The following is a 25,906-nucleotide window of genomic DNA, read 5'->3' as shown; positions in this document are numbered from 1 at the left end:
CCCACGGAGGCCCAGATGAAGTTCACTCACGCATTGATGATTGCCGCTATGGCCTTGGGCACCACGCCCGCCATGGCCCAGGTTAAGCCTGTTCCCAATCCCTATAGCGATCGGCTGGAAAAGCTGACCGAGCTGCAGCGCAACGCCGCCATGCGCCGCGCGGTTCTGGACTCAGGCCAATATTGCAAGCGGGTCGAATGGAGCGGCAAGCAGCAGCAATACAAGAATCTCGTAATGTGGGTGGCCCGCTGCGATCCGGGAGGCGACAAGGCCGTCTATATCGGTCCAGATGGGTCAGTGCAGGTCCGCCCGTGCACGGATGCTGCGCAACTCAAGCTGCCGCAGTGCAGGATGCCGCCGGCGAAGAAATAAGCCCGGCTTGTCGGAACCGGCCACCGTCGATCGTCCTTGGGGCATCGAACGAACAGCCGGGAATTTCGACATGACGGAGCATTCCGACACAAGCCGCGAAGAGACAGCAATCCGCGCCCTCATCACAGCACGTGACAAGGCGATCTCGGACAAGGATTCTGCCGGCGTCATTCGCCATTATACGCCGGACATCAGGGTGTTCGATCTGGCGCCGCCGCTTACTGCGGAAGATGTTCTCGATTCCCGTGGGATCGAGGCATGGTTCGCGACGTGGATCGCGCCGATCGGTTACGAAACGGTCGACATGCGCATCGCCAGCACCGGCACGCTCGCCTTCGCCCACGGCTTCGCCCGCATATCGGGCCGCAAGACCGACGGCGAAAACGTCAATGTCTGGATCAGGCAGACTTTATGTCTGCATCGCAAAGACGGGAATGGCTGGCGCATCGCGCACGAGCACAACTCCGTCCCCTTCTATATGGATGGCAGCTACCGCGCGGCGACCGACCTCAAGCCGTGATCGCGTGGGATCACGCCGCCTTGTGCAGCACACCCCCGGTCAGCGGCTCCGGCGCGCCGGTCGTGCCGGGGAAGCTGATCGGTTTCCCGTTGAGCGACCGCACGGCCATATAAGCGAAGCCCTCCGCCTCGGTGGCATCGCCGTTCCAGCCATATGTCTCGATCGGTTCCGGCACGACGCCGCAGGCTTCGCCGAGCATCGTCATCAGCGTCGCATTATGCCGTCCGCCACCGGCAACGATTAGCCGCTTCGGCGGCTCGGGCAGCAGCTTCAGGCCATAGGACACGGTGATCGCGGTGAAGGCGGTGAGCGTCGTCGCCCCGTCCGCCGGTGACAGGCCACGCACAGGCTCCATCGTGAAATCCGATCGGTCGAGCGACTTGGGCGGCGGCTGATCGAACCATGGATTGTCGAGCATGGCCTTCAGGATCGCCTCGTCGACGCGGCCCGTCGCTGCCAGCGCGCCGCCCTGGTCGAAGGGCTGGCCCGCCTTCGCCAGCATCCAGTCATCAATCAGGCCGTTGGCCGGGCCGGTGTCGAACGCGACCAGTTCGCCGTCGCGGCCGATCCAGGTGAGGTTGCCGACCCCGCCGAGGTTGAGGATCGCGATCGGCAATTCCTGCCCCGCCATCAGCGCGCGGTGATAGACCGGCAGCAGCGGCGCCCCCTGCCCGCCCGCCGCCACATCGGCCGCGCGCAAATCGTTGATCACGGGAATGCCGAGCGCTGCCGCCATGCTGGCGCCGTCGCCGATCTGCCAGGTCCAGCCGCGATCGGGGCGATGCGCGATCGTCTGGCCATGAAAACCGATCACCGCCACGTCGGCGGGCGAGACATGCGCGTCGATCAGCAGCTTGCGCACCGCCAATATATGGCTGCGCGTCACCAGTTCCTCGGCCGCCAGGATGTCGGGATTGGCCCGCGGCGACTCGAACGCCAGCGCTAGCTCCGTCGCCGCCTTCAGCGTCGCGCGGGCGGAATCCGAATAACGCTCGCCCCGAAACGCCACAGGCCGGACGAAACCTTCCCCATCGGTCTCGATCAGCGCCGCGTCGATCCCGTCGAGCGACGTGCCGGACATCAACCCGACAGCCAGCACGGTCTTGCTCATGAATCGAACCTCTCGGGGTGGCCGCGGCGCGCGGCCCGCTCGGCGCGGGCCAACAGGAAGCGCAGTTCCATCGCACCCTCGGCCGTCAGCGGCAAGGCCAGCTTCGCGGCTCGCGCGCGGATGTCGTCCAGTTCCTTATCAGCGATACGGATGCCGACGAAATTGTCCCAGTCCCAATGCGGATCATGCTGACCGCTCAGCAGCGCATAGAGGTTGCCGGCGACATCCTCTGCCGATCGCTCCATCGGCCGTTCCGTCAGGCGCACGATCAGGGCAACCGGAATCGCGACCGGCGCCAGCGCCACGGTGATCGCGGCATTGGCCACGTCCGCCCACGTCCAGCTCCGCGCCTTTGCCATCCATTCGCCCAGCACGCTCATCTCCGCAGCACCCTAATCAAAACGCCCACTTCCATCTGCCCCTACACGGGCGCGGCGGGCCATGCTAAGCGCCGCCACCGATCAAGTTAGATGGCACCATGACCGAATATAAGTCCGATCTCCTGCGATTGCTCGATAGCCGAGGCTATATCCACCAGACGACCGACGCCAATGCGCTCGACGCGCTGGCAGCGCGCTCCATCGTGCCCGGCTATATCGGCTTCGATCCCACCGCGCCGTCGCTGCATGTCGGCAGCCTCGTCCAGATCATGCTGCTGCGCCGGCTTCAGCAGGCGGGCCACAAGCCGATCGTGCTGATGGGCGGCGGCACCGGCAAGATCGGCGATCCGAGCTTCAAGGACGAGGCGCGCAAGTTGATGACCGGGGACGTGATCGCGGCCAATGTCGCCTCGATCAAGCGCGTCTTCGAAAAGTTCCTGACCTTCGGCGACGGGCCGACCGACGCGGTGATGGTCGACAATGCCGATTGGCTCGACAAGCTGGAATATATCCCCTTCCTGCGCGACATCGGCCAGCATTTCTCGATCAACCGGATGCTCAGCTTCGACTCCGTCAAGCTCCGGCTCGATCGCGAACAATCGCTGAGCTTCCTCGAATTCAATTACATGATCCTCCAGGCCTATGATTTCCTGGAACTGTCACGGAAGGCCGCCTGCCGTTTGCAGATGGGCGGATCCGATCAGTGGGGCAACATCATCAACGGTGTCGAACTCGCCCGCCGGGTCGACGGCACCGAAGTGTTCGGCATCACCACGCCGCTCATCACCACCGCCGATGGCGGCAAGATGGGCAAGACGATGTCCGGAGCGGTCTGGCTGAACGAGGAATCGCTGCCGGCATATGATTATTGGCAATTCTGGCGGAACACGCACGACAAGGATGTCGGCCGCTTCCTCCGGCTCTTCACCGATCTGCCGCTCGACGAGATCGCCCGGCTCGAGGCGCTGGACGGCGCGGAGATCAACGCCGCGAAGATCGCGCTGGCCAACGCCGCGACAACGATGTGCCGCGGCGCCGATGCCGCCGCCCAGGCCGCCGAAACCGCGCGCCGCACCTTTGAAGAAGGCGCCGCCGGTGATGCCTTGCCAACGCACGCGGTGCCCGGCGGCAGCATCGCCATCGTCGATGCGCTGGTCGCGCTCGGCCTCGCCGCGTCCAAGGGCGAGGCGCGCCGGCTCATCAAGGGCGGCGGCGCCCGCATCGATGGCGAGAAGGTGTCGGACGAGGCGCTGATCGTCGCGATCGGTGACGCGCCGGTCAAGATTTCCGCCGGCAAGAAGAATCACGGCGTGCTCACCGCATCCTGATCGCACCAGAATACATCTTCGTCGCAACTGTGCCGTTTCGGATCAGAAACGGCATGGACGGCGCTATTTCCATAGAATTCGCAATGCTATGGCCCCGATCGACCTGACCGGAGGGCGTGGAGGCGCGTCGAGTGCCTCGCCGGAAGGGTCGCCTTTCATCACAATTCGGGTGTATCCGATGCGCTTGTCTCCCTTGTTCGTTGCGTCGACCTTCTTTGCGCTCGCCGCCACACCGGCCGCGGCGGCCACCTGCGGCTCCGTCTCGTTCGGCGCAGATTTCGTCGGCAGCTATAGCTGCAGCAGTCTCGGCACGCCGACCGGCGTCACCGGCCAGCTCGGCGGCGTCACCTTTCTCGACGACAACACACTGCTGATCGGCGGCAACGCCAATAGCGCCAACGGCTATATCGCCAGTATCGATGTCATCCGTGGGGCCGATGGCCACATCTCCGGCTTTGGTGCGCCATCGACCTTCTTCGCGGCCGCGCCGCAGATCGACGGCGGCCTTTCCTTCGGTCCGGGCGGCGTGCTGTTTGCCACCGGCTACCCGACGAACACATTGCTGCAATACAAGACCGGCAGCACGACGCCCGACAAGATCATCAACCTGTCTGGCGTCGGCGGCTCCGTGGGCACGCTGCAGTTTGTGCCGCAGGGCTTCGACGGTGCGGGCAACCTCAAGATCGCCAGCTATTCGACCGGGCAATTCTACACCGCGTCGCTGACCGCGGATGGCAACGGCCTCTACAATATCGGCGCGCTCACGCTGTCCGGCCAGTTGTCGGGCGGGCCCGAGGGTCTTGTCTATGTCGACGGCGGCAATGCTGGCTTCGGCGTCGATAGCCTGCTGGTGTCCGAATACAGCGCGGGCAAGGTCGGCACCTACAAGCTCGACGCCAACGGTAATCCGATCGCGGGCACGCGGCGGGATTTCATCAAGGGTCTGAACGGCGCGGAAGGCGCGGTGATCGATCCGCTGACCGGCGATTTCCTCTTCTCGACCTTTGGATCTGGTAACGGCTTGTTCGTCATCAGCGGGTTCACCGCCCCGGCACCGGTTCCCGAACCCGCAAGCTGGGCGATGATGATCTCGGGCTTCGGTCTGATCGGAGGTGCGCTGCGCCGCCGCACGGGTCGCCTCACCATCGCCTGATCGGCCGAGCCGGCGGCCATTAACCATGGCCGCCGGCTCGACTCGTCGTATTAACCATCTTCCTTGTGCCGCGCTTAATCCCCCGGGTTCACCGTCACCCTCTATCTCGGGGTAAGAATCATGGCTTCACAGGGTCTCGCGCGTCATCTCTTCGAAGTCGAGAAGCGCCGCGCCTCGCGTGACGAAGTCTTCCTGCGGACCTCCATTCGCCTGGCCGGATCGCCGGAAATCCCCGCGGAAATCATCAATATCTCGCGCTTCGGCTTCATGGCACGCACCGCCGCCATAGTCGCGCAGGAAGCGGTCATCGAAATCCGCCTGCCCGGCCACGAAATGTGCAAGGCCCGCGTCGCCTGGTCACTGGGCAACCGCATCGGCGCCGAGTTTCGCCCGCCGATCGACGCTGAAGAATATCGCCTCATTTTCGAAGAGCTTGGCGACTAGCCCGACCTGAGCAATCCAACAGCCGCATCCCGCTCGAACAGGTAAAGCGCCACCCGCGCCGCCCGACCGCGCTCGCCTTCCAGCCCGCCATCCCGATCGACCAGCAACCGCGCATCGGCCGTGGCAGTATCAACCAGTGCCGAAACCTGCTCGGGATCGGCCAGCCGCATCTCCGCATCACCCGATTGCCGCGTGCCAAGTATCTCGCCCGCCCCGCGCAGTTTCAGATCCTCCTCGGCGATGAAGAAGCCGTCGTTCGAATTCTTCATGATCGCCAGCCGCGCTCGCCCCGTCTCGCTCAGCGCACCACCGCGCAGGAGCACGCAGCGCGACTTGCCCTCGCCGCGCCCCACCCGCCCGCGCAACTGGTGAAGCTGGGCAAGGCCGAAGCGTTCGGCGCCCTCGATCACGATCAATGTCGCATTGGGCACATCGACGCCGACCTCGATCACGGTCGTCGCGACCAGCACCGAAACATCGCCCCGCTGGAACGCGGCCATCACCGCATCCTTTTCCGGCCCCTTCATCCGGCCATGAACCAGCCCGATCCTGTCGCCGAAACGCATCTTGAGCGTCGCGGCGCGCGCCTCCGCGGCCGCCTGGTCGGAAACCTCGCTCTCCTCGACCAGCGGGCACACCCAGTAAGCCTGCCCGCCCCCGGCGACGTGTCGCCCCAACCCATCGACCATTTCGTCGAGCCGTTGATCGCTGATCACCAGGGTTTCTATCGGCTGCCGGCCCGGCGGCATCTCGTCGAGCCGGCTCACGTCCATCTCGCCATAATGGCTGAGCGTCAGCGTGCGCGGGATCGGCGTCGCCGTCATCACCAGCAGATGCGGCGGCATCTCCGCCTTCGACGTCAGCATCATCCGCTGGGCGACACCGAAGCGGTGCTGCTCGTCGATCACGGCAAGGCCAAGCTGTTTGTAGGTCACGCCCTGCTGGAAGATCGCGTGCGTGCCGATCAGGATGTGGATCGAACCGTCCGCCAGCCCCATCAGCACACTTTCCCGCGCTTTGCCCTTCTCGCGCCCCGTCAGGATCGCGACATTGACGGGCAGCCCCGCAAGCTGGCGGGACAGCGTCTCGAAATGCTGTCGCGCCAGGATCTCCGTCGGCGCAAGCAGCGCGCCCTGCGCTCCAGCCTCCACCGCCGTCAGCAACGTCATCAGCGCCACCAGCGTCTTGCCGGCGCCGACATCGCCTTGGAGCAGCCGCACCATCGGCGTCGACTGCTGCAGATCGCCCTCAATCTCCGCGATCGTCCGCTGCTGCGCGCCCGTCGGCGCATAAGGCAGCCGCAACATGCCGCGCAGACTGCCATCCCCCTTGAGCGGCAAACCCCGCCTGCGGCGCGACGACGCCCGCACCAGCATCAAGGCAAGCTGATTGGCGAATATCTCGTCATAAGCCAGCCGTTCCCGCGCGATGCGATCGGACGGGTCGGCGTGGACGCGGCGGATCGCGTCCTGCCACGCCGGCCATTGACGCTGCGCCAGCAGGCTGGGTTCGATCCACTCGCCAAGCTCCGGCGCACGGCCAACCGCCTGTTCCGCCAATTGCCCGGCCCTGCGATTGGCCAGTCCTTCGGACAAGCGATAGACCGGCTCGCGCGCCGGCAGGTCCACGGGCTCGTCCGGTGCGATCACATGATCCGGGTGGATCATCTGCATTTCCTGACCGTACAGCTCGATCTTGCCGGAAACGGTGCGCGGCTCGCCCAGCGGGAACAGCTTGCGCGCCCAGCCCGAATTGCGCCCGAAATAGACGAGGCTCAGATAATTCCCCACCTTGTCCGTCGCATGAACGCGAAAGGGGGCGCGCGCCGATCCCGTGGCGCGATAATCCACCGGCGTCACCTGCACGGTCACCACCCGCCCCGCATCCTCGGCCTCCAGCGTCTCCACCGCCTTGCGGTCGATCCAGGTGACGGGGAGATGGAACAGCAGGTCGATCACCCGCTCCAGCCCCAGCTTGCGCAGCGGCTTCATCAGCGCCGGGCCAACGCCCTTCAGCGCTTCCACTTCGGCGAACAACGGGTTGAGAATGTCGGGGCGCATAGTAGAGGACGCATTCTTATCGACGAGCCGGCAGGTGCGCCAGCACCCGCGGGCCGATTGCCATTTGTGCGGAAAGCAAAGTCCATGGATCGAGAAACCCGGCTCAAGCGTCTGCGCTTCCGCGCCTGGCACCGCGGCACGCGGGAAGCCGATTACATGGTCGGCGGCTTCTTCGACCATGCCTCCGCCGGGTGGAGCGATGCCGAAATGGACTGGTTCGAAGCCTTCATGGAAGAACAGGACGTCGACATCATGGCCTGGGCGATGGGCGTGGAGCCGGTTCCGCCGCAGTGGCAGGGGCCGCTGATGGATGGCCTGATGAAGCTCGACTACATCACAGTGGTAAAGTGATTTGACCGATCTCCAGCGCATTCTGAAGGCCGATCGGCCGCTCACGCTGGCGGGCGTCGCCAGCGGCTTCCTGCCCTGGTTGCTGGCCGATCTCGCCCGCGCCTGCGCCGGCCGCAAGGATGGCGGCCGCGCGGTATTCGTGGCACCCGACGATTCCGCAATGCGCGCCGTGGCCGATGCCGCCCATTATTTCGCGCCCGAGATCGAAGTCCTGCAATTCCCGGCCTGGGATTGCCTTCCCTATGACCGCGCCTCGCCGTCGCTCCGCGCGACGTCGCAGCGGCTCGCCGCACTCCATGCGCTCCAGCGCAAGGCGGACAAACCGCAACTGCTGCTGACCACGGTCAACGCCGCCACCCAGCGTACCCTCACCCCCTTCCGCATCCGCCAGCTTGTCGCGCACCTCGCCCCCGGCGAGCGGATCGACCGTGACGCGCTGGCCCGGCTCCTTCAGGCCAATGGCTATGTCCGCACCGATACCGTCGCGGACGCCGGCGAGTTCGCGGTGCGCGGCAGCCTCGTCGACCTCTTCCCCTCGGGCGAGGAACTGGCGCTCCGCCTCGATTTCTTCGGCGACGAAATCGAAAGCGTCCGCCGCTTCGACCCCGCCGACCAGCGCACGGTCGATCGCGTCGACGGCTTCACCCTGCTCCCCGCGTCCGAGGCCCTGCTCGACGACGAAAGCATCAAGCGCTTCCGCACGCGCTATCGCGAGGCGTTCGGCGCCACTGCAACGGGCGATCCGCTCTATCAGGCCATCTCGGACGGCCGGCGCCTTGCGGGCATGGAACATTGGCTGCCCTACCTTGAGGATCGACTCGCCACCCTGTTCGATCATCTGCGCGACGACGACATCATCGTCCGCGATGCCGGCGACGAGGGCGCGGCCGATGCCCGGTTCGAGGCGATCGCCGATTATCACGCCAATCGTGTCCGCGCCCAGACGTCCGATCCCGGCAGCTATCGACCGATCGAGCCCAAGGCCCTCTATCTGCCGACCGACGAATGGCACGCGGTAGTTGCCGATCGCCCCATCCACGTCATCACGCCCTTCCACGAACCGCAAAGCACGACCGTTCTCGATTTCGGCGTCGACGGCCCGCGCGATTTCGCGCCGGAGCGGACGCAGAACCTCAACGTCTATGAGGCGGTGTCCGAGCATGTCGAGGCATTGCGCCGCGGCGGCAGGAAGGTCGTCCTCGCCAGCTATTCCGTCGGCGCGCGCGAGCGTCTGGGTGGCCTGCTCGCCGATCACGGGCTGACCGGCGCCACACTTGCGGACAATTGGCAGGAGGCCCTCGGCCGCGCATCGGTGGCGCTGATCGTCGTGCCCCTCGATCATGGCTTCACCACCCCCGACGTCGCCGTCCTCACCGAACAGGACATGCTCGGCGACCGGCTGGTGCGCCGTGCCAAGCGCAAGAAATCGGCCGACGCCTTCCTCGCCGAACTCGCCACGCTCACGCCCGGCGATTTGGTCGTCCATACCGAGCATGGCATCGGCCGCTATGAAGGGCTGACCTCGATCCCGGTCGGCACCTCACCGCACGATTGCGTGGCGCTCAGCTATTCGGGCGGCGACAAGCTCTACGTTCCGGTCGAGAATATCGACGTGCTCTCGCGCTACGGCGCCGAGAATGAAGGCGTCCAGCTCGACAAGCTGGGAGGGGTCGCCTGGCAGGCGCGCAAGGCGCGGATGAAGGAACGCATCCGCGAGATCGCGGGTGAACTCATCGCCACCGCCGCCGCCCGCGCGCTGCGCCCGGCAGATATCGCCGAGCCCGATTCCGGGGGCTACCCGGCCTTCGTCGATCGCTTTCCCTATCAGGAAACCGACGATCAGGATCGCGCGATCAGCGACGTGCTCGACGATCTCGCCAAGGGTACGCCGATGGACCGGCTGGTCTGCGGCGATGTCGGCTTCGGCAAGACCGAAGTCGCTCTCCGCGCCGCCTTCGTCGCCGCGATGTCCGGGATGCAGGTCGCGGTGGTCGTCCCCACCACCCTTCTCGCCCGCCAGCATTTCACCAACTTCGTCGAGCGCTTCCAGGGCTTCCCGATCAATATCGGGCGCCTGTCCCGCCTCGTCCCCGCCGCCGAGGCCAAGAAGACGCGCGATGGCCTTACCGACGGCTCGATCGACATCGTCGTCGGCACCCACGCGATCATCGCCAAGTCGGTCGAATTCAAGCGCCTCGGCCTCGTTATCGTCGATGAGGAGCAGCGCTTCGGCGTCACCCACAAGGAACGGCTGAAGGCGATGAAGTCGGACGTCCACGTCCTGACGCTCACCGCCACGCCCATCCCGCGCACCCTGCAGATGGCGATGTCCGGCCTGCGCGAACTTTCGGTCATCCAGACCCCGCCGGTCGATCGGCTGGCCGTGCGCACCTATGTCATGCCGTGGGATCCGGTCGTGCTGCGCGAAGCGCTGCTGCGCGAACATTATCGCGGCGGGCAGAGTTTCTTCGTTGCTCCGCGGATCAAGGATCTCCCCGACATCGAAGAATATCTGCGCAAGGAAGTGCCCGAAATCCGCGCGGTCACTGCCCACGGCCAGATGTCGCCCACCGAGGTTGAGGAGCGGATGTCCGCTTTCTACGACAAGAAATATGATGTGCTGCTGTCGACGACGATCATCGAGAGCGGCCTCGACATTCCCAGCGCCAACACGCTGATCATCCACCGCGCCGATCGCTTCGGCCTGGCCCAGCTCTACCAGATCCGCGGCCGCGTCGGCCGGTCCAAGACGCGCGCTTATGCCTATATGACGACGCCGGCGACGCGGACGATCACCGAAAGCGCGATGAAGCGCCTGCATGTCCTGTCCGATCTCGATTCTCTCGGCGCCGGCTTCCAACTCGCCAGCCACGATCTCGATATCCGCGGCGCGGGCAATCTGCTCGGCGACGAACAATCGGGCCACGTCAAGGAGGTCGGCTTCGAGCTCTACCAGTCGATGCTGGAGGAGGCGATCATGGAGGCCAAGGCCGGCGGCATGCGCGAAGCCGCGGTTTCGGCCCGCGATCTTTCGCCGCAGATCAATGTCGACGCGCCGATCCTGATCCCTGACGATTATGTCCCCGATCTCGATCTGCGCATGGGCCTCTATCGCCGGATGAACGAGCTCGAGACCGCAACCGAGATCGAATCGTTCGCGGCGGAGATGATCGATCGCTTCGGCAAGCTGCCCGAACCGACGCAGAACCTGCTGAGCGTCATCCAGACCAAGCTCAACTGCCGCAAGGCACATGTCGCGAAGCTCGATGCGGGTCCGCGCGGTGCGCTCGTCACCTTCTTCAACGACAGCTTCCCCGATCCGGCAGGGCTGATCGCTTATGCGCAGCGGTTGCAGGGCACCGCCAAGCTGAGGCCCGACAACAAGCTGGTCATCACCCGCCCCTGGCCGGACGCCAAGGCACGCCTCAACGGCGCGCTGCAGCTATCGAAGGGGCTGGCGAAGATTCTGGGCAGTTAGATCACACGGGGGGCAGCGAGCCTTGCTCAGCTTATACTCTCCTCCCTGAAAGGGAGGGGCTGGGGGTGGGTTGCGAGCGCCAGCGAGCTTCTTCCAGGGCGGCGTAAATCTCCACCGCACCACCAACGCGACGCGCTATGCCGTTTGCACATCGAACGCGAACCAGGCGCTCTGATTATAATCGTATAAATGAACGAGCCGCTCGCTCACATTTGCCACATAGAAGCCCGCCGAGCCCCGATCGTACCCCTCGGCCTTCGTCCCGTCGACGGCGAGAGATATGAAAACCTTGTCCCCCTCGTCGTAAAGCTCCGGAAGTGTGCCTCCGAACTTCGCTGAACGATCGCCATCAAGGCCTTGCAAGCGATTTCCCCGGCATTCGGCGGCAATCCGCAAATGCCGACCCGCCACATGGTCATACATTCCAGCGACTTTCTTGCCGATGATGACGGCATGAGCGGAAGCAGCGACCATCGCGCGGGCGTGAGGATTCATTCCTCTTCCTGACATCTTGGCGAGGCCACAGGCAAGAATTTTCGTTCAAACTGCTACGGCGCTTCCAAGCACTATCGCCAGACGCAATTCGGGCCGGGGATGAACCCGGCCCGAAAAGGCTTTGCGGAGTTACACACCCTGACCGGCAGGAACGGTTCCGGCTCGGGCGAAAGTCTTGCCGTCAGGCAAGCGCGGGGCGGCCGTTCCGGCGCCGCATTGCGGCACCGACCAGGCCGAAACCGGTAATCATCATCGCCCAGGTGGCGGGCTCGGGGACGAACGGCGTCACCACGGGCACCGTCTTCACCTTCAGATATTTGATCTTGAAGCCGTCATATTTGCTGTAGCTGGTGAAGCTGGCGCCCAGAAACAGCAGATTACCGGTTTCGTTATTGCCGTTGAGGCCGCGATACGCGGCCGAAGAGCCGCCATCCGAATGCTGGAAAGCATTGAACGGCGTGTCGACCGACGCCCAGGTCGGGAAGCTCAGCGCCGGGGAGCTGTAGGGGGTCGACGTATTGCCAATCATGATCGACGCGTCGCTGTCGGTCGAACCCGCGATGCTGTACGGCGTGAAATAGGCACCTTCCACTTCCACTTTCTTGTCGAACTGGAAGATCAGGAAGTCGAACCCGTTCTTGTTGTCGATGGTGTGGTAATTGTTGGCGCCGCCCTGATCGCTGTCATTGGTGTCGCCAAGGCCATTCGAGAAGCGGCCGAGATAGGCGTCCTGAACGGTATAGCCACCACCCGTCTTGGGCATCGCAGTCCAGGCCGTGACCTTCACCTTGACGGTTTCGGATCCGCTGGTCGCCGTGAAGGTGCGGACATTGCCGTCGGTGCCGTCGAGGCTGCCGCCACTGCCGGTCGAAAAGTCGAAGCTCAACAGCGCAGCCGAAGCCGTCGCCGGAACCACCGACATTGCCACCGCCAGTGCAGCTACACTCGCCAAACCCCGTTTTACGCAGCCCATGACACGCCCCTTGTCACTCGCCCCCGGAACTTCCGGCAGGCCAGCAGGATACACGCAAACAAGGGGCCAATCATGCCTGAATCGCAGAGATCAGCGTCCCAAAATGGTAAATGAGGCCCAAGCACTTATGATTAACGTCAAATTTGCCGACAGGACCGATTGCTCCGATTCCGCGGCATTCCGATGATCACCAATAGGGTCTTGAATCCCAATAGGAATACATCGGCGTCTCGCTCTCCCTGATTCGGTCGGTTTCGTCGAGATCCAGGCTTGGCGCGTCTTCGATCTGCTCGCGCGTGATTTCCGTGACATAGCCGCGGCGCGCCTTGTCATAGATCAGCCGCTCCCAGGGAATCGGGTGGACATGGCTGCCGATGCCGAACAGCCCGCCAAACTCCAGCACGGCATAGGCCACCTGGCCCGTCGTCTTGTGGATCATCACGGAATGCACCGATCCCAGTTTTTCGCCCTGGGGCGAGAATACCGGCGTCCCCTCGACTCGGGCCGAGGATATCAGTTCATGGGTTCCGTCTAACGATGTGGTCACATCTGTCATGGCCAGCCTCCAATCGAAGCCCCCGCCCATTCCAGCCGCGACTCTCGGGGAGCCGCTCCAGCGACCCCGCTATCATGCGCCTTTTGCGTGAAAATTGCCAGTGAGGGTGCGCCCGCGTCCGCCGCGGGCGCACCCGGATTTCAGCCGCGGAACGCCTCGTAGGTCCATTCCCAATCGCCGAGCGGCGGGCCGTCCTGGAAGCTGAACTCCTCGCGGATGTCGGTGATCTGCCAGTCCAGATAATCCTCCCAGCGGATCATGAAGAACGGCTTCTTCTGCTTGGCGCCCAGCATGGTTCCGCGCGCGATGCCGTCGAACAGGGTCGGCAGCACGGCGGGATAATGCAGGCCCGCTCGGCTGATCGAGGTCGCGGTCAGGATCGAGCCATAGGCATTGAGCTCGTGCGCGAAATCCGTGCCGAAATAATTGCTGTTGGCCATGGTGTTGGCCGCGATCAGCGCGATCTCGCCCACCGGGCTGGGATCGAGGCCGGTCACCATATGCTCGATGTCATGGTTCTGGACGCGGCGCTTGACCAGATATTCGAAATCGTTGGTCGGCGCGCCCGTGTACATGAAGTCGATGTCCAGGCCGCTCTTGACGATGAAATCATGCATCAGTTCGCCCAGCGTGCCCGGCGCCGAGCCCTCCACCAGTTCGGGCGTGAAGTTGGAAACATAGCGGGCGTCCAGCCATTCCGCGAATTCGGGAAGGCGCGCCTTCTCCGCCGTCAGATTGGCGAATACCTGGCCATAATCGGTCACCTCGCCGAACGCGCGGCTCAGTTCCGGGATCAGATAGGCGGCCGGCAGGTCGTGGCCGTCGCGCTTCAGGCCGAACTGAGCATAGATGTCGCGGAACAGCGGGTTGTTGAGATATTTGGACGTGCTGATCAGCACACTCGACTTGGCAGGCTCGGCCTGCCCCATCAGATAGGATGCTTCGTCCTTGTTGAGCTCGATCGGCTTGTTCATCGCCCTCTCCTGGCTTTTTCGCTTCAACCCATGAATTTCGGATCGCGGACGTTCAGTACCGTCCACGGATGGCCGACGAGCGCATCGGCGCTGGCGACGCCAGCCGCCGCCATCACGTCCGCCGCTTCCTCGGCATTGATATGCACCTGCGATCGGCCGCCGTTGGGAAACAGCAGTTCGATCGCCAGCGCAGCCTCGCCATCATGCGTCGCGGTCAGCCGCACGTCCGAGATGGTAGCGCCAGCGCTCATCGACCGCGAACCAGATCACCCCGCGCGGGGCGGCTCGACGAAGATGATGTCGGTCGGCGTGATCGCACCGACCGGACGGAACGCGACATAGAGGTTCCAGCTCTTGAGCAGGTTCACCGCATCTTCAGTCGGCGTAGCGGGCAATTCGCGGGTGGCGATGCTTTCCCAACTATCACCGGACAAAGGCTGGATGAAGTTGCGACGGGGCGCGATGCTGACGGCGTTGGTAGTCATGTCTCTCGCTCCCTTCAGGCGGCCATCGGCACGATCGCGCCGGTGCGGGCTTCGGTATAGCCGCCGTCACGGCTGTAGGCGCGGTGGCCGTTGACGAACACCTGTTCGACCCCGGTCGCGCGGCGGATGTAGCGGAAGCCGTCGGCAGGCAGATCGTCCACCGCGATTTCCGGCCCGCGGTCGATCGCATCGGGATCGAAAATGACGAGGTCGGCCGCATAGCCCGGCTTCACCAGCCCGCGATCCTTGATTCCCCACAGATTGGCGATGTCATAGGTCAGCTTGTGGACCGCTTTCTCGACCGACAGCGTCTTGTGGGTGCGGACATATTGGCTGAACAGGAAGCCGGTGTCGCCATAAGTGGAGAAATTGGTGACGTGCGCGCCGCCGTCGCCCGCACCAATGCCGATCAGCGGCTCGGCCAGGAAGTCGGCGATCTTGGTCGTATCGTTGTGGCCGAGCGCTTCCAGCCCGAACGAGGTCTGGAGATCGTCCTCGAGTGCGACATCGATGATCGCCTCGGCAATATGGCAGCCCCGCTCGGCCGCGATGTCGCGGATCGTACGCCCTTCCAGATGCGCGCTGTTCGGCCCCGGCCGCTTCACGAAGGCGTCCGCGAAGTCGATCTGCAGGCCGATCGGCATCATGAAATTCTCGATCTCGGCCTTCAGCTTGGCGCGATGTTCGGGGTCACGCAGAGCAACCAACTTGTCGGCATGCGGCATCATCGTCGTCGCCCACCAGCTCGGCAGCGTCGCGAAGGTCGACATCGGCGCGGTCAGGTCGAACGAAAGATCGATCGGCCGCGTCTGCATTTGCGGCACCACGCGCGCGCCGTGCGCGGTCTGCAGCTTCACCCGGTCGAGCGCGATACCCACCAGTTCCGGCGCCGCATTGCTGTCGAACAAGGGCGAGAAGGTGGTCGAGATCCCATGCTTGCGCGAAAGATCGCCCAGGATGTCGATCCGCGCGCACAACAGGTCCGCGTCCCAAAATTCGGGCACGATCTGCAGGATCGCACCGAATTCGCCCAGCACCGCGCAAAGCGCGTCCAGCTCCTTGGGCTCTGCCAGGCGCGCAGGCACCGGGCGGTTTTCATGGTCGATATCGACCCACGAACCGCTCATGCCGATCGCGCCGGCGCGCAGGCATTCGCGCAGTGCTTCCTGCATGGCCGCGATCTCTTCGTCGGTCGCCGCGCGCTCGCGCGCAGCCTCGCCCATCACCCACAGGCGGATCAGACTGTGGCCGACCGCCGGCGCGACGTTGATGCCGAGGCCACCGCGGATCGTCTCGACATATTCGCCGAATGTCTCCCACTGCCACGTGAGGCCGGCGTCGAAGGCGTTCTTGGGCATCTCCTCGATCTTGCGGAAGGTCGCGCCCAGCAGCTCGCGATGTTCGGCGCGCAGCGGCGCCAAACTCAGCGAGCAATTGCCGGGGACGATTGTGGTGATGCCATGCTCCAGCGAAGGCTGGGCAAGGCCGTCCCACACGAGCTGCGCGTCATAATGGGTGTGCGGATCGATGAAGCCGGGGGCGACGACCAGTCCTTTGGCGTCCACGACTTCCGCAGCATCGCCGCCGATCTCGCCGACGGCAACGATACGCCCACCGCGCACACCGACATCGCCGGTGAAGCTGGGTCCACCGGAACCGTCGCAGATACGCGCATTACGAATGATGAGATCGAGCGACATGCTGGCTTCCTCTGCCTCGTGATCACGAATCACCGGCACGGTCTCTGGGCCGCGCTCGGTCGTTCGATGATTACGATACAGACTGCATCTTATTTGGCAAGACGGGATTCGATGGCGGTGCCCGGCGGGCCGTCACCGGCCGATCGCCGCCCGCGTCAGGGCGCCGCAGTCCGCGTCGGTCGCCTGGGGGCCGCTCTTGCCGGAAAGCGTGCGGCCGATCATCTTGATGATCGTTCCCACCGACTTGCTTTCCTTGGGAATTACGATCTCCGGCACCCGAATGGTGCCGCGGACGCTGATCGTTCCGGGCAGGCGCAGCGCCGCTTCGCCCTTGGGTGCGCCGGACAATGCGACGGCAAGCGCCTCCTCGGGAAAAATGATCGTGCCGCTGCCGCGGGTCTGGCTGACGCTGGTGTCGACCAGCAGCGGATTAATGGTCCCGCGCCCGCCATCGACATCCAGCTTGATGGCCGCGCACCGCAGCGTCGTCTGCCCCTTGTCGTCGCCGAGCAGGCCCTTGCCCACATCGAAGCCGATCAGCGCCGCAATGCGGGACGGCAGCGATCCGGCCCGCGCCGTGACCCCAATGGCACCGTCCGAGTGGCCGACCGCTTCCCTTATCGTGTCTCCCGTGCCTTCCAGCCGCACCCGGGCGTCCACACGGCCGTCAATCTCCTTGCTATCGCCGCCGGCGAGGGCCGAAATGCTGCTGTCGGTCATGTCCAGTGCCAGCATCACGCGCGGTTTCGCCTGTCCCGCCCGCTGATCGACAATTGCCTTTCCGGTAACGGCACCCTGCTTCAGCCCCAGCCGCAGCGGCTCTGCCGTCAAAATGCGATTGTCGAGCGTCAGCACCGCCTGGACATCGGTGATCGACGAGGGGCGCCGCCCCGCCGTCACCCGGTCCACGCGCACGCGGATGCGGCCGTCGGTCTTGTCGATCTTGCGAATGTTGATGCGGGTGTTGGGGACGATCTTGAGGCCCTCCACCCGCTCCAGCGCCACCGCCTTGGCATTGCCCTCATCGCTGGCGAGATCCTCGAAATTGAGGCGCGCGAAGCGCACGTCGCCATCCAGCTTCGTCCGCCCATCGGTCTTGCGCGCCGTCAGGCGTCCAGCCAATTCGCTCGACCCGATGGTGCCCGCCAGTTTCTCGATCGTCCATGTATCCCCTTCATGACGAACCTCTGCCGCCAGATCGACCGGCTGTGTCCCGAAAAGCCCGGCTTCGATGATGCGGTCTATGCGCTTCAGGTCGTCTGCGCGGGCCGTCATGCGGAACCGCATGTCATCGGTCCGCAGCGGGCCCGCCATACTCCCCACCGCATGAAGGTTGAGCGCCATCCCTTCAATCGCCGCGTCGAACGCCCAGAAGCGGCCCGCCGCCATCGGCCCGCCACGCGCGCGCAGGCGGATCGGCGCCCCGTCCACAGTGCCGGTGCCATCGGCGGTGAGGCCCTTTGCCGGATCGATCCGGACGTTCACCGTGGCGGATCGCTTCTGCTTGGCGTCGCGATATTCGATCACGGCATCCTCGACACTCACCGCTTCCAGGCCCGCACCATCTTCGCGATTCCGCGAACCACCATCCTTGCGCCAGTTCACTCGCCCGTCCGCCGTCCGCGCTAAATTCAGCCGCACGCCCCGCGCCGTCAGCAGATCGGCATCGAGCCGCCCGATAAGGAGAGGGAGCAGATTCACGCGCATACGAAGCAGCCGGATGGACGCCATCTCCCCCTGCCCGGCCCATTGCGGCTGTGACACATGAACGTCAGACGCGCGAATCACCGGACGGAAAGAGAAAATGCCCTCTCGATCCACCGCACCGATACGAACTGGACTGTCGAACCGATCGGACAATTGGCGCTCGGCATGCCCCTTCATCCACCCCACGGGCATCATGGCGGCTGCCAGCAGCAATAGCGCCAGCATCAGCCCGCCTATCACGATCGACATTTTCAGGATGCGGCGCGGCGGAGTGAAGATCATCGCGTGGCGACGAGTGGTGCCCGCAAAGGTTCCCGGCTGCTCTTGATTGGCGGCGTTGGGCTCCGCTGCCCTTCAGTCGCCGCCGCAACCACCGCAGCCACCGCCCCCACCGTCGCTGCTGCCATCGGCCGACCCGCCACCGTCGCCCGAACTGGCGCTGCGCATCTGGTGAAACGCCGCCCAGCTCGATCCAGCGAGCACAGCCGTTCCGAACAACGCAACAGCGTGCGCGCTCTCGTCCGCGGTCGGCGCGCGACGCAGACGTTCGGCGGCCGCTTGCGCCTGCGCCAGAAGGTCGATCCCGGCGCGCGTGCGGCGATCGACGGCCCACCAGCGCATCAGGGCAAAGAACCCTGTCAGGATCAGCAGAAAGGTAAGGAAGCCGACCGGCTTGTCGCGGCCGACGCCGATCATCCACTTCGTCATGCCGAATGCCAGCAGCAGCAGATAAGGTGATGTCTGCCAAAAGCGCATCTGCAGCGTGAGCGTCTTGTCCATCAGCAACCCCGCCGAGGCCAGCGCGCGCTCCACCGGTTGCGCATAGGCTTTCAGGGCCCGTTCGATATCCTGCCAGCGAAGCGGCGTGGGCAGATGAAGGACAGCAATCGCGGCCGCGCCCTCTCCCTTATCTTTGTCGATGGCCTGGAACGCGTCCTTGCCGATCAAGGCGAGCGCCCCGGTGGTGAAAAGCCGCGTGATGGTCGCCTCGACGAACCGGGTCGGCCCTCCCGCCAGAATGGCCAGTTGATCGACATTGCGGATCGTGCCTGGTCGGCCTTCCGGCCGCAACCACCGGGGAATGACGAAGCCTGCGACGATCGCCGCAACAAGCAGAACGCCATAAAGCGCCAGAAACTCTCCGCCGTTCAGGTCGAATGGCCCCAATGACATCAGAAAGGCACTCCCTCCCTCACCAGAAAATGAAATGGGCGATCGCGATGGCAACAGCCGCGTACAGTATCCAGCGGGCGACGCGGCGTGACAGCACCGCACCGTCGCGGGGATGGATGCGCCGCGCCTTCGGATCTTCGATCAATCGCTGCGCGCCGCTCGGCCAGATGTCAGCGGGAGGAACCGCGCCGAACACCTGTTCATAGGCACGCAAGGTCTGGGCATATTGTTCGAAATGGCGGCCGCGCTCGTCCGGCCCACCGGCGGTCGGGCAATGATGCAGGCTTTGCCCCAGAACCTCCGGGCAAAAGCGCTCCCAATAGTCGCGGCTATAGGTGAGGTGGAGGTGCCAGGCTTGGTCCACCTGGTCCGACGGCGTGACTTCGATACCCGTCGTCACCGCCAGGAAACAGAAGCGGCGATACTCCTCGATCACGCGAGCGGTATAGTCGTCCGTCCACCAATTTTCCCTGGAAAGCCGCGCGGCAAAGGACAGCAACGCATCCTCAGGGCCGATCGTGTGAAGGGAAATGCGTTGCCAGATCGGGTGATCCGGATAGTCGGCAGCGGCAAGATTTTGCTCACGCATCCGATATTTCTATTATCATAGTAGATAATATTTCGCAAACTTCCCCGTTCGGATTTGCGATCGGCGCGGAGGCGCTTGGTCTGCTGTCCTACAGGCTCGCCGTCATGCTAGATCGGGCGTGAAATTGGCGGGTGTCCGCTCTTTTCACGCTCTTTCTTATCGTCGCCTTCCATGCCGTGTCGGGAAGTGGAGGACGCCAATGGCAATCCTCAACTTCCTCAACTTCGTCCCGTTTCGGGATGGCTCAGGCGGCCGTCCAGCCGCCGTCGATCGAAAGATTCGCGCCCGTGATCTGGGCCGCGCCATCGGTGCAGAGATAGATGGCGAGGCTCGCCACCTGCTCGGAGGTCACGAACTGCTTGGTCGGCTGACCGGCGAGCAGAACGTCGTTCATCACCTGCTCGCGCGTCATGTTCCGCGCCTTCATCGTGTCGGGGATCTGCTTTTCGACGAGCGGCGTCCACACATAGCCGGGGCTGATGCAGTTGGCGGTCACGCCGAAGGTCGCGGCTTCCAGCGCCACCGTCTTGGTAAGGCCGGCAAGGCCGTGCTTGGCTGTGACATAGGCCGATTTGAACGGCGATGCCGTCAGCGAGTGCGCCGACGCCGTATTGATGATCCGGCCCCATTTCTTCGCCTTCATCCCCGGCAGCGCCGCGCGGATTGTGTGGAAGGCCGAACTGAGGTTGATTGCGATGATCGCGTCCCACTTCTCGACCGGAAACTCCTCGATCGGCGCAACATGCTGGATGCCGGCATTGTTGATCAGGATGTCGACGCCGCCCAGCGTCTTCGCACAATCCTCGACCATTGCGACGATCTCGTCGGGCTTGCTCATATCGGCGGCCGAATAGACGGCCTTGCCGCCGCTCGTCGCCTCGAGCCCCTGCCGCTCCTGCTCGATCGCGGCCGCATCGCCGAAGCCGTTGATGAGGACGTTGGCCCCCTCCGCCGCCAGCGCCTTGGCATAAGCGAGCCCGATGCCCGAGGTAGAGCCGGTGACAAGCGCGGTCTTGCCCTTGAGGAACATAGTTTTACTCCGGTTTTAGCGATGAAGGAGATCGAAGGCGGCGGTTTTTCCGTCGACGATATTGCGGGCGATCAAGGCCGATTTGGTCATCGTCTCGGCCACGGCGGCTTGGCCCGCGGCCCAATGTTCGGCCATGGTCCGCGCTGAAAACTCATAGTCCCGCGATCCGCCTTCCCAGGCATTGGCGCGGTAAATGAGCTGGACGACATTGACCGAAGATTCCTCTGCCATTTCGGCAAGGCGGACCACATCCTCGTCCTGACCAAGTTCCGGCGGCAGCTTGGCGAGCACCTTGCGGATCACCTCGCGCTCGCGCCGGAGCTTCATCAACTGGTCGGATGTCTGCCGGGTCCGGCTGGAAAAGCGGATCTCCTTTTCCCGCGCGGCCACGTCCATGATCGTGTGCGGAAACGGCGATGACGCCGGAAATAGATCCACCTGGAACACCAGCATGTCGCCAAGCTGGGTGTCGAGGACGTAACTCAGCGGCGTGTTCGACACGAGGCCGCCGTCCCAATACCAGCGCCCGTCGATCTCGACCGGCGGCAACCCCGGCGGCAGCGCGCCAGATGCCATGATATGTCGCGCATCGATGCGGCGCGCCTTGGGGCCGCGCGTGTCGAAATATTCGAAATTGCCGCTCTCGATATCGACCGCACCCACCGACAGCCGCACCGGCCCGTCGTTCAGCAGATCCCAGTCGACCAGCGAGTCGAGCGTCGCAGCCAGCGGCGCGCTGTCGTAGAAGCTCAGCGCTTGCGGTGTGCCCGGCATGGCAAGCATCGGTGGCACCGCACGCGGGACAAAGAAGCCGGGCACCCCGAAGGTCGCGACATGCCCCGCCGACCATTCGTGCAGGAATTCGCGGACATTATCGTTCGGCCAGATCGGGAAGCTGGGCAGCCAGGCCGTCACCCCTTCCCAGAAGCGCCGCAATTGCTGGCAGCGTTTCGCCGGCGGATTGCCGGCGATGATCGCGGCGTTGACCGCGCCGATCGAGATGCCGGCAACCCGGTCAATCTCTATGTCCGCCGCGGCCAGCGCTTCATAAACGCCCGCCTGATAGGAACCCAGGGCACCGCCGCCTTGCAGGACGAGGGCGACCTCATCCGGCAAAGGCAGCGTCTTGCCGCAGGCCATTCGTAATGGATCGGCATCAGCCATGGCCGCAATCTGCGCCCGATATTGCACTGCGGCAAGATACAAGATTTGCAACCCGATGCCCGCACGCGCATTGTTGCCGCAGAACCGCGGGGGAGACCGAAATGCGCCTCGACGACGAACAGGAAAGCAGCCACATCGAAAGCCAGCGTGGCAGCGGCGGCGGCGGCTTCCAGCTTGGCGGCATGGGTGGAGGCGGCGGCCCCCTGGGCTTGATATTCGGTCTGGTCGCCAGCCGCTTCGGCATCCTCGGCATCATTGGCATCGCATTGGTCATGTGGCTGCTGGGCGGTAACCCCGCCTCGATGCTCGGCGGCGGCAGCCCGCAGGCGGTGCAGCCGAGCGCCAGCGGCGACTCCGCCATCCAGAACGAAACGGACCGTACCGTCGCGAAGGTTCTGGGATCGACCGAACGGCGCTGGACCGACCTGTTCGCCGCCCAGGGCCAGAAATATCCGCCGCCCACCCTGGTATTCTATGATCGCAACGGCATGTCAGGCTGCGGCGCGGCGCAATCGGCGATGGGGCCATTCTACTGTCCGGCCGACCAGAAGATCTATCTCGACACGACCTTCTTCGACGAACTCGCTTCCCGCTTCGGCGCGCCCGGTGATTTCGGCATGGCCTATGTGATCGCGCACGAGGTCGGCCATCACGTCCAGACCGTCACCGGCATTTCGGACAAGGTGCGCGCGGCGCAACAGCGGGCCAACGAGGCTGGCGCGAACGCGCTCCAGGTGAAGATGGAGTTGCAGGCCGATTGCTATGCGGGCGTCTGGGCCGCGAACGACAAGAATCTGCTCGAGCCCGGCGATGTAGAGGAAGGCATGCGAGCCGCCGAAGCGATCGGCGACGATACGCTGCAGAAGGCGGCAGGCCAGCGCCCGGTACCCGAAAGCTTCACCCACGGTACGTCGGCACAGCGCATGGAATGGCTACGCCGCGGTCTGCAGACGGGCGATCCCGCCCAGTGCGATACGTTCGCGTCCTGAGGGGCGTTAAACGGTCCGGGCGCCCTTAAAGCGTCCGGCCAGCGATCCGGGCGATTTCGCGCTGGACGACGCCTTCCACCAGTTCCGGCAGGCGCTGGTCGAGCCATTCCTTCAACATTGGGCGCAGCATCTCCCGCACCATACCTTCGAGCGTCAGCTCTGCGGTGGGAACCGGTGCCGCCACCTTTGCCGACAGTGCCTCGAACGCGTGGCGGCTCGCTTCCGCGGTCGCAGCCGAGATAAGCTCCGGATCGGCCGATACCGCGTCCACCTCGTTCGCCGGCTGGGGCAAGGCAATGGGACCAGCCACCTTGGCTTCCGGTTCCGCCGGGACGGCCTCGGTCAGTTCCAGCACCTCATCGGCATCGCTACCGCGAATCGGCGTGATCATTGATGCCGGGATCGGAACCTCGGCATCGGCCTGAGTCGCCACCGGCCGCACAGAACGCGTGCGCGGCGGGTTCATGACGGCCGCGCTGTCATCGGCGATGATGCGTTTGATGGAGGCGAGAATCTCCTCCATCGACGGGTCGTTGCGAACGTCTGCCATGGTCGAACTATTGCTCAGTTCGATGGCGGAGTCACGGGTCCTTGCGCGCGGGGATCCTCCTCCGGCGTTGCCGTCCGAGTCGCCTGCGTGGTGGGCGCGGGATCGTCCGACCAGTCCCACGCCTTGTTACGCACGCGCTTATAGTTGACGATCGGGTCGTAGAGCGTCCCGCCATCCAGGCCGAGATCGCGCATTTCCGCCTGCCCCATCGCGTTGAGCAGCGCAAAGCCCGCGACATAGGCCTCACGCCGCGCGGTCACGAGCAAGACCTGACTGTTGAGCAGTTCCTGTTCCGCGTTGAGCACGTCGAGCACGTTGCGCGTACCGACCGAATTTTCCGCGCGCGTGCCTTCCAGCGCCAGCCGGTTGGCCGCAACTGCCTGCTGCGACGATTCGATGGTTTCGAGCGCCGCCATATAGCGGCCGAACGCCGAACGCGCGTCGGCGATCACCAATCGCTCGACCTCGATCACCTGCTCCAGCGCCTGGCCCTGCAGCGCCTGCGCCTGCCGGATGCGGGCAGCCGGACCTCCACCTTGATAGAGCGGCATCCGCGCGCGCAGGCCGAAGAAGCTGTCGGTGAAGGCGTCCTTGGGGTTAAGCCCCGCAGCAGAGCCCGTCACATTATCCAGCGTACCAAGATAGTCGGTATAGCTGACACCTGTGCTGGCACTGAGACTGGGCAGCCGCGAGGCGCGCGCCGTCCGCACGTCATAACCCGCAGCCTTGGCATTTTCCTCGCTGGCCTTGAGGTTGGCATTGTTGTCGAGCGCGATGCGGACGGCCTCGTTCGGCGTCTGCGGCAAGGTCGGCAGCGGCGGCGGCGGCTCCAGCATGCCGGGCAGCAATCCCACCAGCCGGCGATAATTTTCGCGGCTGGTGGTTAAGGTGCTTTCCGCAACGGTCAACCGGCTCCGCGCGTCAGACAGGCGCGCCTCCGACTGGGCAACGTCGGTACGAGTGAGATCGCCAACGTCGAACCGATCGCGGCTGGCCTGGAGGTTGGTTTCCAGCACCTTCACCTGATTCTGGTTGAGCTCGACGATCGAAACGTCGCGAATCACGTCCATGTAGGCGGCAACCGTTTCGGTGAAGACCGCGCCTTCCGTTGCGAGCAGATCTGCCTGACCCGCAGAAACACGGGTGTCCGCCGCGCGAATCGAATTCTTGATCCGGCCACCGGCATAGATCGGATAGCTGGCGGTCGCACCGGCGGAAATCGATCGACCATTATCCTGGAATGGGCTGATGCCGCGATAATTCTGCTGAAAGGTCACATCGCTATCGACCAGCGGACGCGCCTCGGCCTTGGCAATCGGCACGCCTTCGTCAATCGCACGTTGGCGCGCGCGCGCGCCGGTGAGCGTCGGATTGACGTTATAGGCCTGAAGCAGCGCCTCGCGCAGCGTGTCGGCGGAGGCAGTATCGGCAACCATGGTCCCGGCGAGCGCCGCGCCGCAGAGCAACCAGAAACGCATGGTCGGAAGGCTCCTCAATCTCAGAACGTGAAAACGGCGGGCTTGGCGAAGCCGGGCAAGGGCGCGGCCTCTGCATCGGCAAAGGCGACGATACCGAAGCCACCGCCCGCCTTGCGGCCCACGGAAAGACGGCTCACACCGCGCTCGACGACGGCAGCGGCAAGCCGGCCACCTTCGACAAGCTGATCGATCAATGCCTGCGGCACGACCTCGATCGCACCATCGACCAGAATCAGATCATAAGGTGCGCCCGTCGCCCAGCCGGCAGCGAGCGGACCTTCGACGATCGAAACATTGCCAGGCAAGCTCGCGGTGCGCGCGGCTTCCAGCAGCGCGGCATCCTCTTCCAGCGCGACCACGCTGGACACCAGCCGCGCGAGCAGCGCCGCGGCATAACCGGTCGCGGCGCCCACCACCAAAGCGCGATCAGTTGAGGCAGGTGCCATTTCAGTCAGCAGGCGACCGGTCGCCATGGGCGCGTTGAGCGAGCGCCCGTGTCCCAACGGCACCAGTGTGTCGACATAGGCGACCTGCTCCCGGCCAGCCGGAACGAACCCTTCGCGCGGAACGGCACGCATCGCTTCAACCACGCGCACATCGTTGACGGCGGTAGTACGCAACTGGTTCGAAACCATCGCTTCGCGCATTGATTCAAAATATTGCTCGGTCACACTCGCCTCGTCGCACAACTGTCTTACAGATGCAATACACTAAAGACCACAGGCGCTTCTAGCCTGCGGCTTTTCACCCGCCAAGTCGGCTTACGACTTATGTTCGGCGGACATGCAACCAGCTTCGACAAAAAAATTGCAAAGGATGTCGGAAGCGCGGTCGTAAAATCGTCCT

Annotated in this window: 26 protein-coding genes; 8 read left to right on the top strand and 18 right to left on the bottom strand. The window is 64.4% G+C overall.

From position 1 onward, the window contains the following. Nucleotides 1-15: 15 nt before the first annotated feature. Both ACFB49_RS02505 and ACFB49_RS02500 read left to right on the top strand, forming a co-directional pair. The gene (locus tag ACFB49_RS02505; RefSeq protein ID WP_380875522.1) at nucleotides 16-372 is read left to right on the top strand and encodes a hypothetical protein; all 357 of its coding nucleotides are present in this window, start codon (nucleotides 16-18) and stop codon (nucleotides 370-372) included. Between the two features lie 70 nt (nucleotides 373-442). Next, nucleotides 443-892: a YybH family protein gene (locus tag ACFB49_RS02500; protein ID WP_380875519.1), complete on the top strand. Its 450-nt coding sequence runs from the start codon at nucleotides 443-445 to the stop codon at nucleotides 890-892. A 10-nt stretch (nucleotides 893-902) separates the two neighbouring features. On the opposite strand, the gene ACFB49_RS02495 is transcribed toward ACFB49_RS02500, so the two are convergent. Then, nucleotides 903-2,003 carry an anhydro-N-acetylmuramic acid kinase gene (locus tag ACFB49_RS02495; RefSeq protein ID WP_380875517.1) on the bottom strand — a complete coding sequence of 367 codons (1,101 nt, stop codon included), beginning with the start codon at nucleotides 2,001-2,003 and terminating at the stop codon, nucleotides 903-905. Further along, nucleotides 2,000-2,383 carry a hypothetical protein gene (locus tag ACFB49_RS02490; RefSeq protein WP_380875514.1) on the bottom strand — a complete coding sequence of 128 codons (384 nt, stop codon included), beginning with the start codon at nucleotides 2,381-2,383 and terminating at the stop codon, nucleotides 2,000-2,002. Before ACFB49_RS02490 ends, ACFB49_RS02495 begins: the two co-directional genes overlap by 4 nt. Nucleotides 2,384-2,481: 98 nt before the next feature. Here ACFB49_RS02490 and tyrS point away from each other — a divergent pair, with 98 nt between their 5' ends. The 3 genes from tyrS (at nucleotide 2,482) to ACFB49_RS02475 (ending at nucleotide 5,308) form a co-directional block, all read left to right on the top strand. Continuing rightward, on the top strand, nucleotides 2,482-3,711 hold the full coding sequence (gene tyrS / locus ACFB49_RS02485) for a tyrosine--tRNA ligase (protein ID WP_380875511.1): 1,230 nt from the start codon (nucleotides 2,482-2,484) through the stop codon (nucleotides 3,709-3,711). A 178-nt stretch (nucleotides 3,712-3,889) separates the two neighbouring features. Then, the gene (locus ACFB49_RS02480; RefSeq protein ID WP_380875508.1) at nucleotides 3,890-4,864 is read left to right on the top strand and encodes a PEPxxWA-CTERM sorting domain-containing protein; all 975 of its coding nucleotides are present in this window, start codon (nucleotides 3,890-3,892) and stop codon (nucleotides 4,862-4,864) included. A gap of 120 nt (nucleotides 4,865-4,984) precedes the next feature. After that, a complete protein-coding gene (locus ACFB49_RS02475; RefSeq protein WP_380875505.1) occupies nucleotides 4,985-5,308 on the top strand; it encodes a hypothetical protein in 324 nt (107 codons plus the stop codon). On the opposite strand, the gene recG is transcribed toward ACFB49_RS02475, so the two are convergent. Beyond that, nucleotides 5,305-7,368, bottom strand: a complete 2,064-nt coding sequence (gene recG, locus ACFB49_RS02470) for an ATP-dependent DNA helicase RecG (protein WP_380875502.1) — start codon at nucleotides 7,366-7,368, stop codon at nucleotides 5,305-5,307. The genes ACFB49_RS02475 and recG overlap by 4 nt on opposite strands. Before the next feature lie 84 nt (nucleotides 7,369-7,452). Between recG and ACFB49_RS02465 the strand changes: the two genes are divergently transcribed. Both ACFB49_RS02465 and mfd read left to right on the top strand, forming a co-directional pair. After that, nucleotides 7,453-7,719 carry a succinate dehydrogenase assembly factor 2 gene (locus ACFB49_RS02465; protein WP_380875499.1) on the top strand — a complete coding sequence of 89 codons (267 nt, stop codon included), beginning with the start codon at nucleotides 7,453-7,455 and terminating at the stop codon, nucleotides 7,717-7,719. A gap of 1 nt (nucleotide 7,720) precedes the next feature. Beyond that, nucleotides 7,721-11,197 carry a transcription-repair coupling factor gene (gene mfd / locus ACFB49_RS02460; RefSeq protein ID WP_380875496.1) on the top strand — a complete coding sequence of 1,159 codons (3,477 nt, stop codon included), beginning with the start codon at nucleotides 7,721-7,723 and terminating at the stop codon, nucleotides 11,195-11,197. A gap of 135 nt (nucleotides 11,198-11,332) precedes the next feature. Here the strand turns inward: mfd and ACFB49_RS02455 are convergent, their stop codons facing one another. From ACFB49_RS02455 to ACFB49_RS02400, 12 genes are all read right to left on the bottom strand, one after another. After that, complete coding sequence (locus ACFB49_RS02455) at nucleotides 11,333-11,692, bottom strand: hypothetical protein (protein WP_380875493.1); 360 nt, start codon at nucleotides 11,690-11,692, stop codon at nucleotides 11,333-11,335. 181 nt (nucleotides 11,693-11,873) lie between these two features. Then, nucleotides 11,874-12,614, bottom strand: coding sequence for a PEPxxWA-CTERM sorting domain-containing protein (locus ACFB49_RS02450; protein ID WP_380875490.1), 741 nt, complete (start codon nucleotides 12,612-12,614; stop codon nucleotides 11,874-11,876). 238 nt (nucleotides 12,615-12,852) lie between these two features. Beyond that, nucleotides 12,853-13,221: a PRC-barrel domain-containing protein gene (locus ACFB49_RS02445; protein WP_380875488.1), complete on the bottom strand. Its 369-nt coding sequence runs from the start codon at nucleotides 13,219-13,221 to the stop codon at nucleotides 12,853-12,855. Between the two features lie 140 nt (nucleotides 13,222-13,361). Further along, the gene (locus ACFB49_RS02440; RefSeq protein ID WP_380875485.1) at nucleotides 13,362-14,195 is read right to left on the bottom strand and encodes a Coq4 family protein; all 834 of its coding nucleotides are present in this window, start codon (nucleotides 14,193-14,195) and stop codon (nucleotides 13,362-13,364) included. A gap of 23 nt (nucleotides 14,196-14,218) precedes the next feature. Next, nucleotides 14,219-14,446, bottom strand: a complete 228-nt coding sequence (locus tag ACFB49_RS02435) for a hypothetical protein (protein WP_380875482.1) — start codon at nucleotides 14,444-14,446, stop codon at nucleotides 14,219-14,221. A gap of 15 nt (nucleotides 14,447-14,461) precedes the next feature. Continuing rightward, nucleotides 14,462-14,680: a hypothetical protein gene (locus ACFB49_RS02430; RefSeq protein WP_380875480.1), complete on the bottom strand. Its 219-nt coding sequence runs from the start codon at nucleotides 14,678-14,680 to the stop codon at nucleotides 14,462-14,464. Between the two features lie 14 nt (nucleotides 14,681-14,694). Continuing rightward, complete coding sequence (locus ACFB49_RS02425; RefSeq protein WP_380875478.1) at nucleotides 14,695-16,380, bottom strand: amidohydrolase family protein; 1,686 nt, start codon at nucleotides 16,378-16,380, stop codon at nucleotides 14,695-14,697. A gap of 132 nt (nucleotides 16,381-16,512) precedes the next feature. After that, entirely contained in the window at nucleotides 16,513-18,336 is a 1,824-nt protein-coding gene (locus ACFB49_RS02420; protein WP_380875475.1) for an AsmA family protein, read from the bottom strand. 105 nt (nucleotides 18,337-18,441) lie between these two features. After that, complete coding sequence (locus ACFB49_RS02415; RefSeq protein ID WP_380875473.1) at nucleotides 18,442-19,260, bottom strand: TIGR04222 domain-containing membrane protein; 819 nt, start codon at nucleotides 19,258-19,260, stop codon at nucleotides 18,442-18,444. Between the two features lie 19 nt (nucleotides 19,261-19,279). After that, entirely contained in the window at nucleotides 19,280-19,849 is a 570-nt protein-coding gene (locus ACFB49_RS02410) for a glycine-rich domain-containing protein (RefSeq protein WP_380875470.1), read from the bottom strand. A gap of 244 nt (nucleotides 19,850-20,093) precedes the next feature. Continuing rightward, a complete protein-coding gene (locus ACFB49_RS02405; protein ID WP_380875468.1) occupies nucleotides 20,094-20,879 on the bottom strand; it encodes a 3-hydroxybutyrate dehydrogenase in 786 nt (261 codons plus the stop codon). Between the two features lie 15 nt (nucleotides 20,880-20,894). Beyond that, nucleotides 20,895-22,043 carry a patatin-like phospholipase family protein gene (locus ACFB49_RS02400; protein WP_380875465.1) on the bottom strand — a complete coding sequence of 383 codons (1,149 nt, stop codon included), beginning with the start codon at nucleotides 22,041-22,043 and terminating at the stop codon, nucleotides 20,895-20,897. Nucleotides 22,044-22,144: 101 nt separating this feature from the next. On the opposite strand from ACFB49_RS02400, the gene ACFB49_RS02395 reads away from it, so the two are divergent. Then, the gene (locus ACFB49_RS02395; RefSeq protein ID WP_380875462.1) at nucleotides 22,145-23,032 is read left to right on the top strand and encodes a neutral zinc metallopeptidase; all 888 of its coding nucleotides are present in this window, start codon (nucleotides 22,145-22,147) and stop codon (nucleotides 23,030-23,032) included. A gap of 25 nt (nucleotides 23,033-23,057) precedes the next feature. Here ACFB49_RS02395 and ACFB49_RS02390 read toward each other — a convergent pair whose 3' ends face one another. The 3 genes from ACFB49_RS02390 to ACFB49_RS02380 are packed head-to-tail and all read right to left on the bottom strand — an operon-like array spanning nucleotide 23,058 to nucleotide 25,749. Continuing rightward, nucleotides 23,058-23,582 (bottom strand): DUF2497 domain-containing protein, encoded by a 525-nt coding sequence (locus tag ACFB49_RS02390; RefSeq protein ID WP_380875460.1) that lies wholly within the window; start codon nucleotides 23,580-23,582, stop codon nucleotides 23,058-23,060. Between the two features lie 14 nt (nucleotides 23,583-23,596). Next, nucleotides 23,597-25,060 (bottom strand): TolC family outer membrane protein, encoded by a 1,464-nt coding sequence (locus ACFB49_RS02385; RefSeq protein ID WP_380875457.1) that lies wholly within the window; start codon nucleotides 25,058-25,060, stop codon nucleotides 23,597-23,599. Nucleotides 25,061-25,080: 20 nt separating this feature from the next. Next, a complete protein-coding gene (locus tag ACFB49_RS02380; RefSeq protein WP_380875454.1) occupies nucleotides 25,081-25,749 on the bottom strand; it encodes a protein-L-isoaspartate O-methyltransferase in 669 nt (222 codons plus the stop codon). Between the last annotated feature and the right edge of the window lie 157 nt (nucleotides 25,750-25,906).

The organism is Sphingomonas sp. DBB INV C78 (assembly GCF_042693015.1).
In the GTDB taxonomy this organism is placed as follows: Bacteria; Pseudomonadota; Alphaproteobacteria; order Sphingomonadales; family Sphingomonadaceae; genus Sphingomonas_E.
This window is presented reverse-complemented; position numbering and strand designations above follow the sequence as displayed.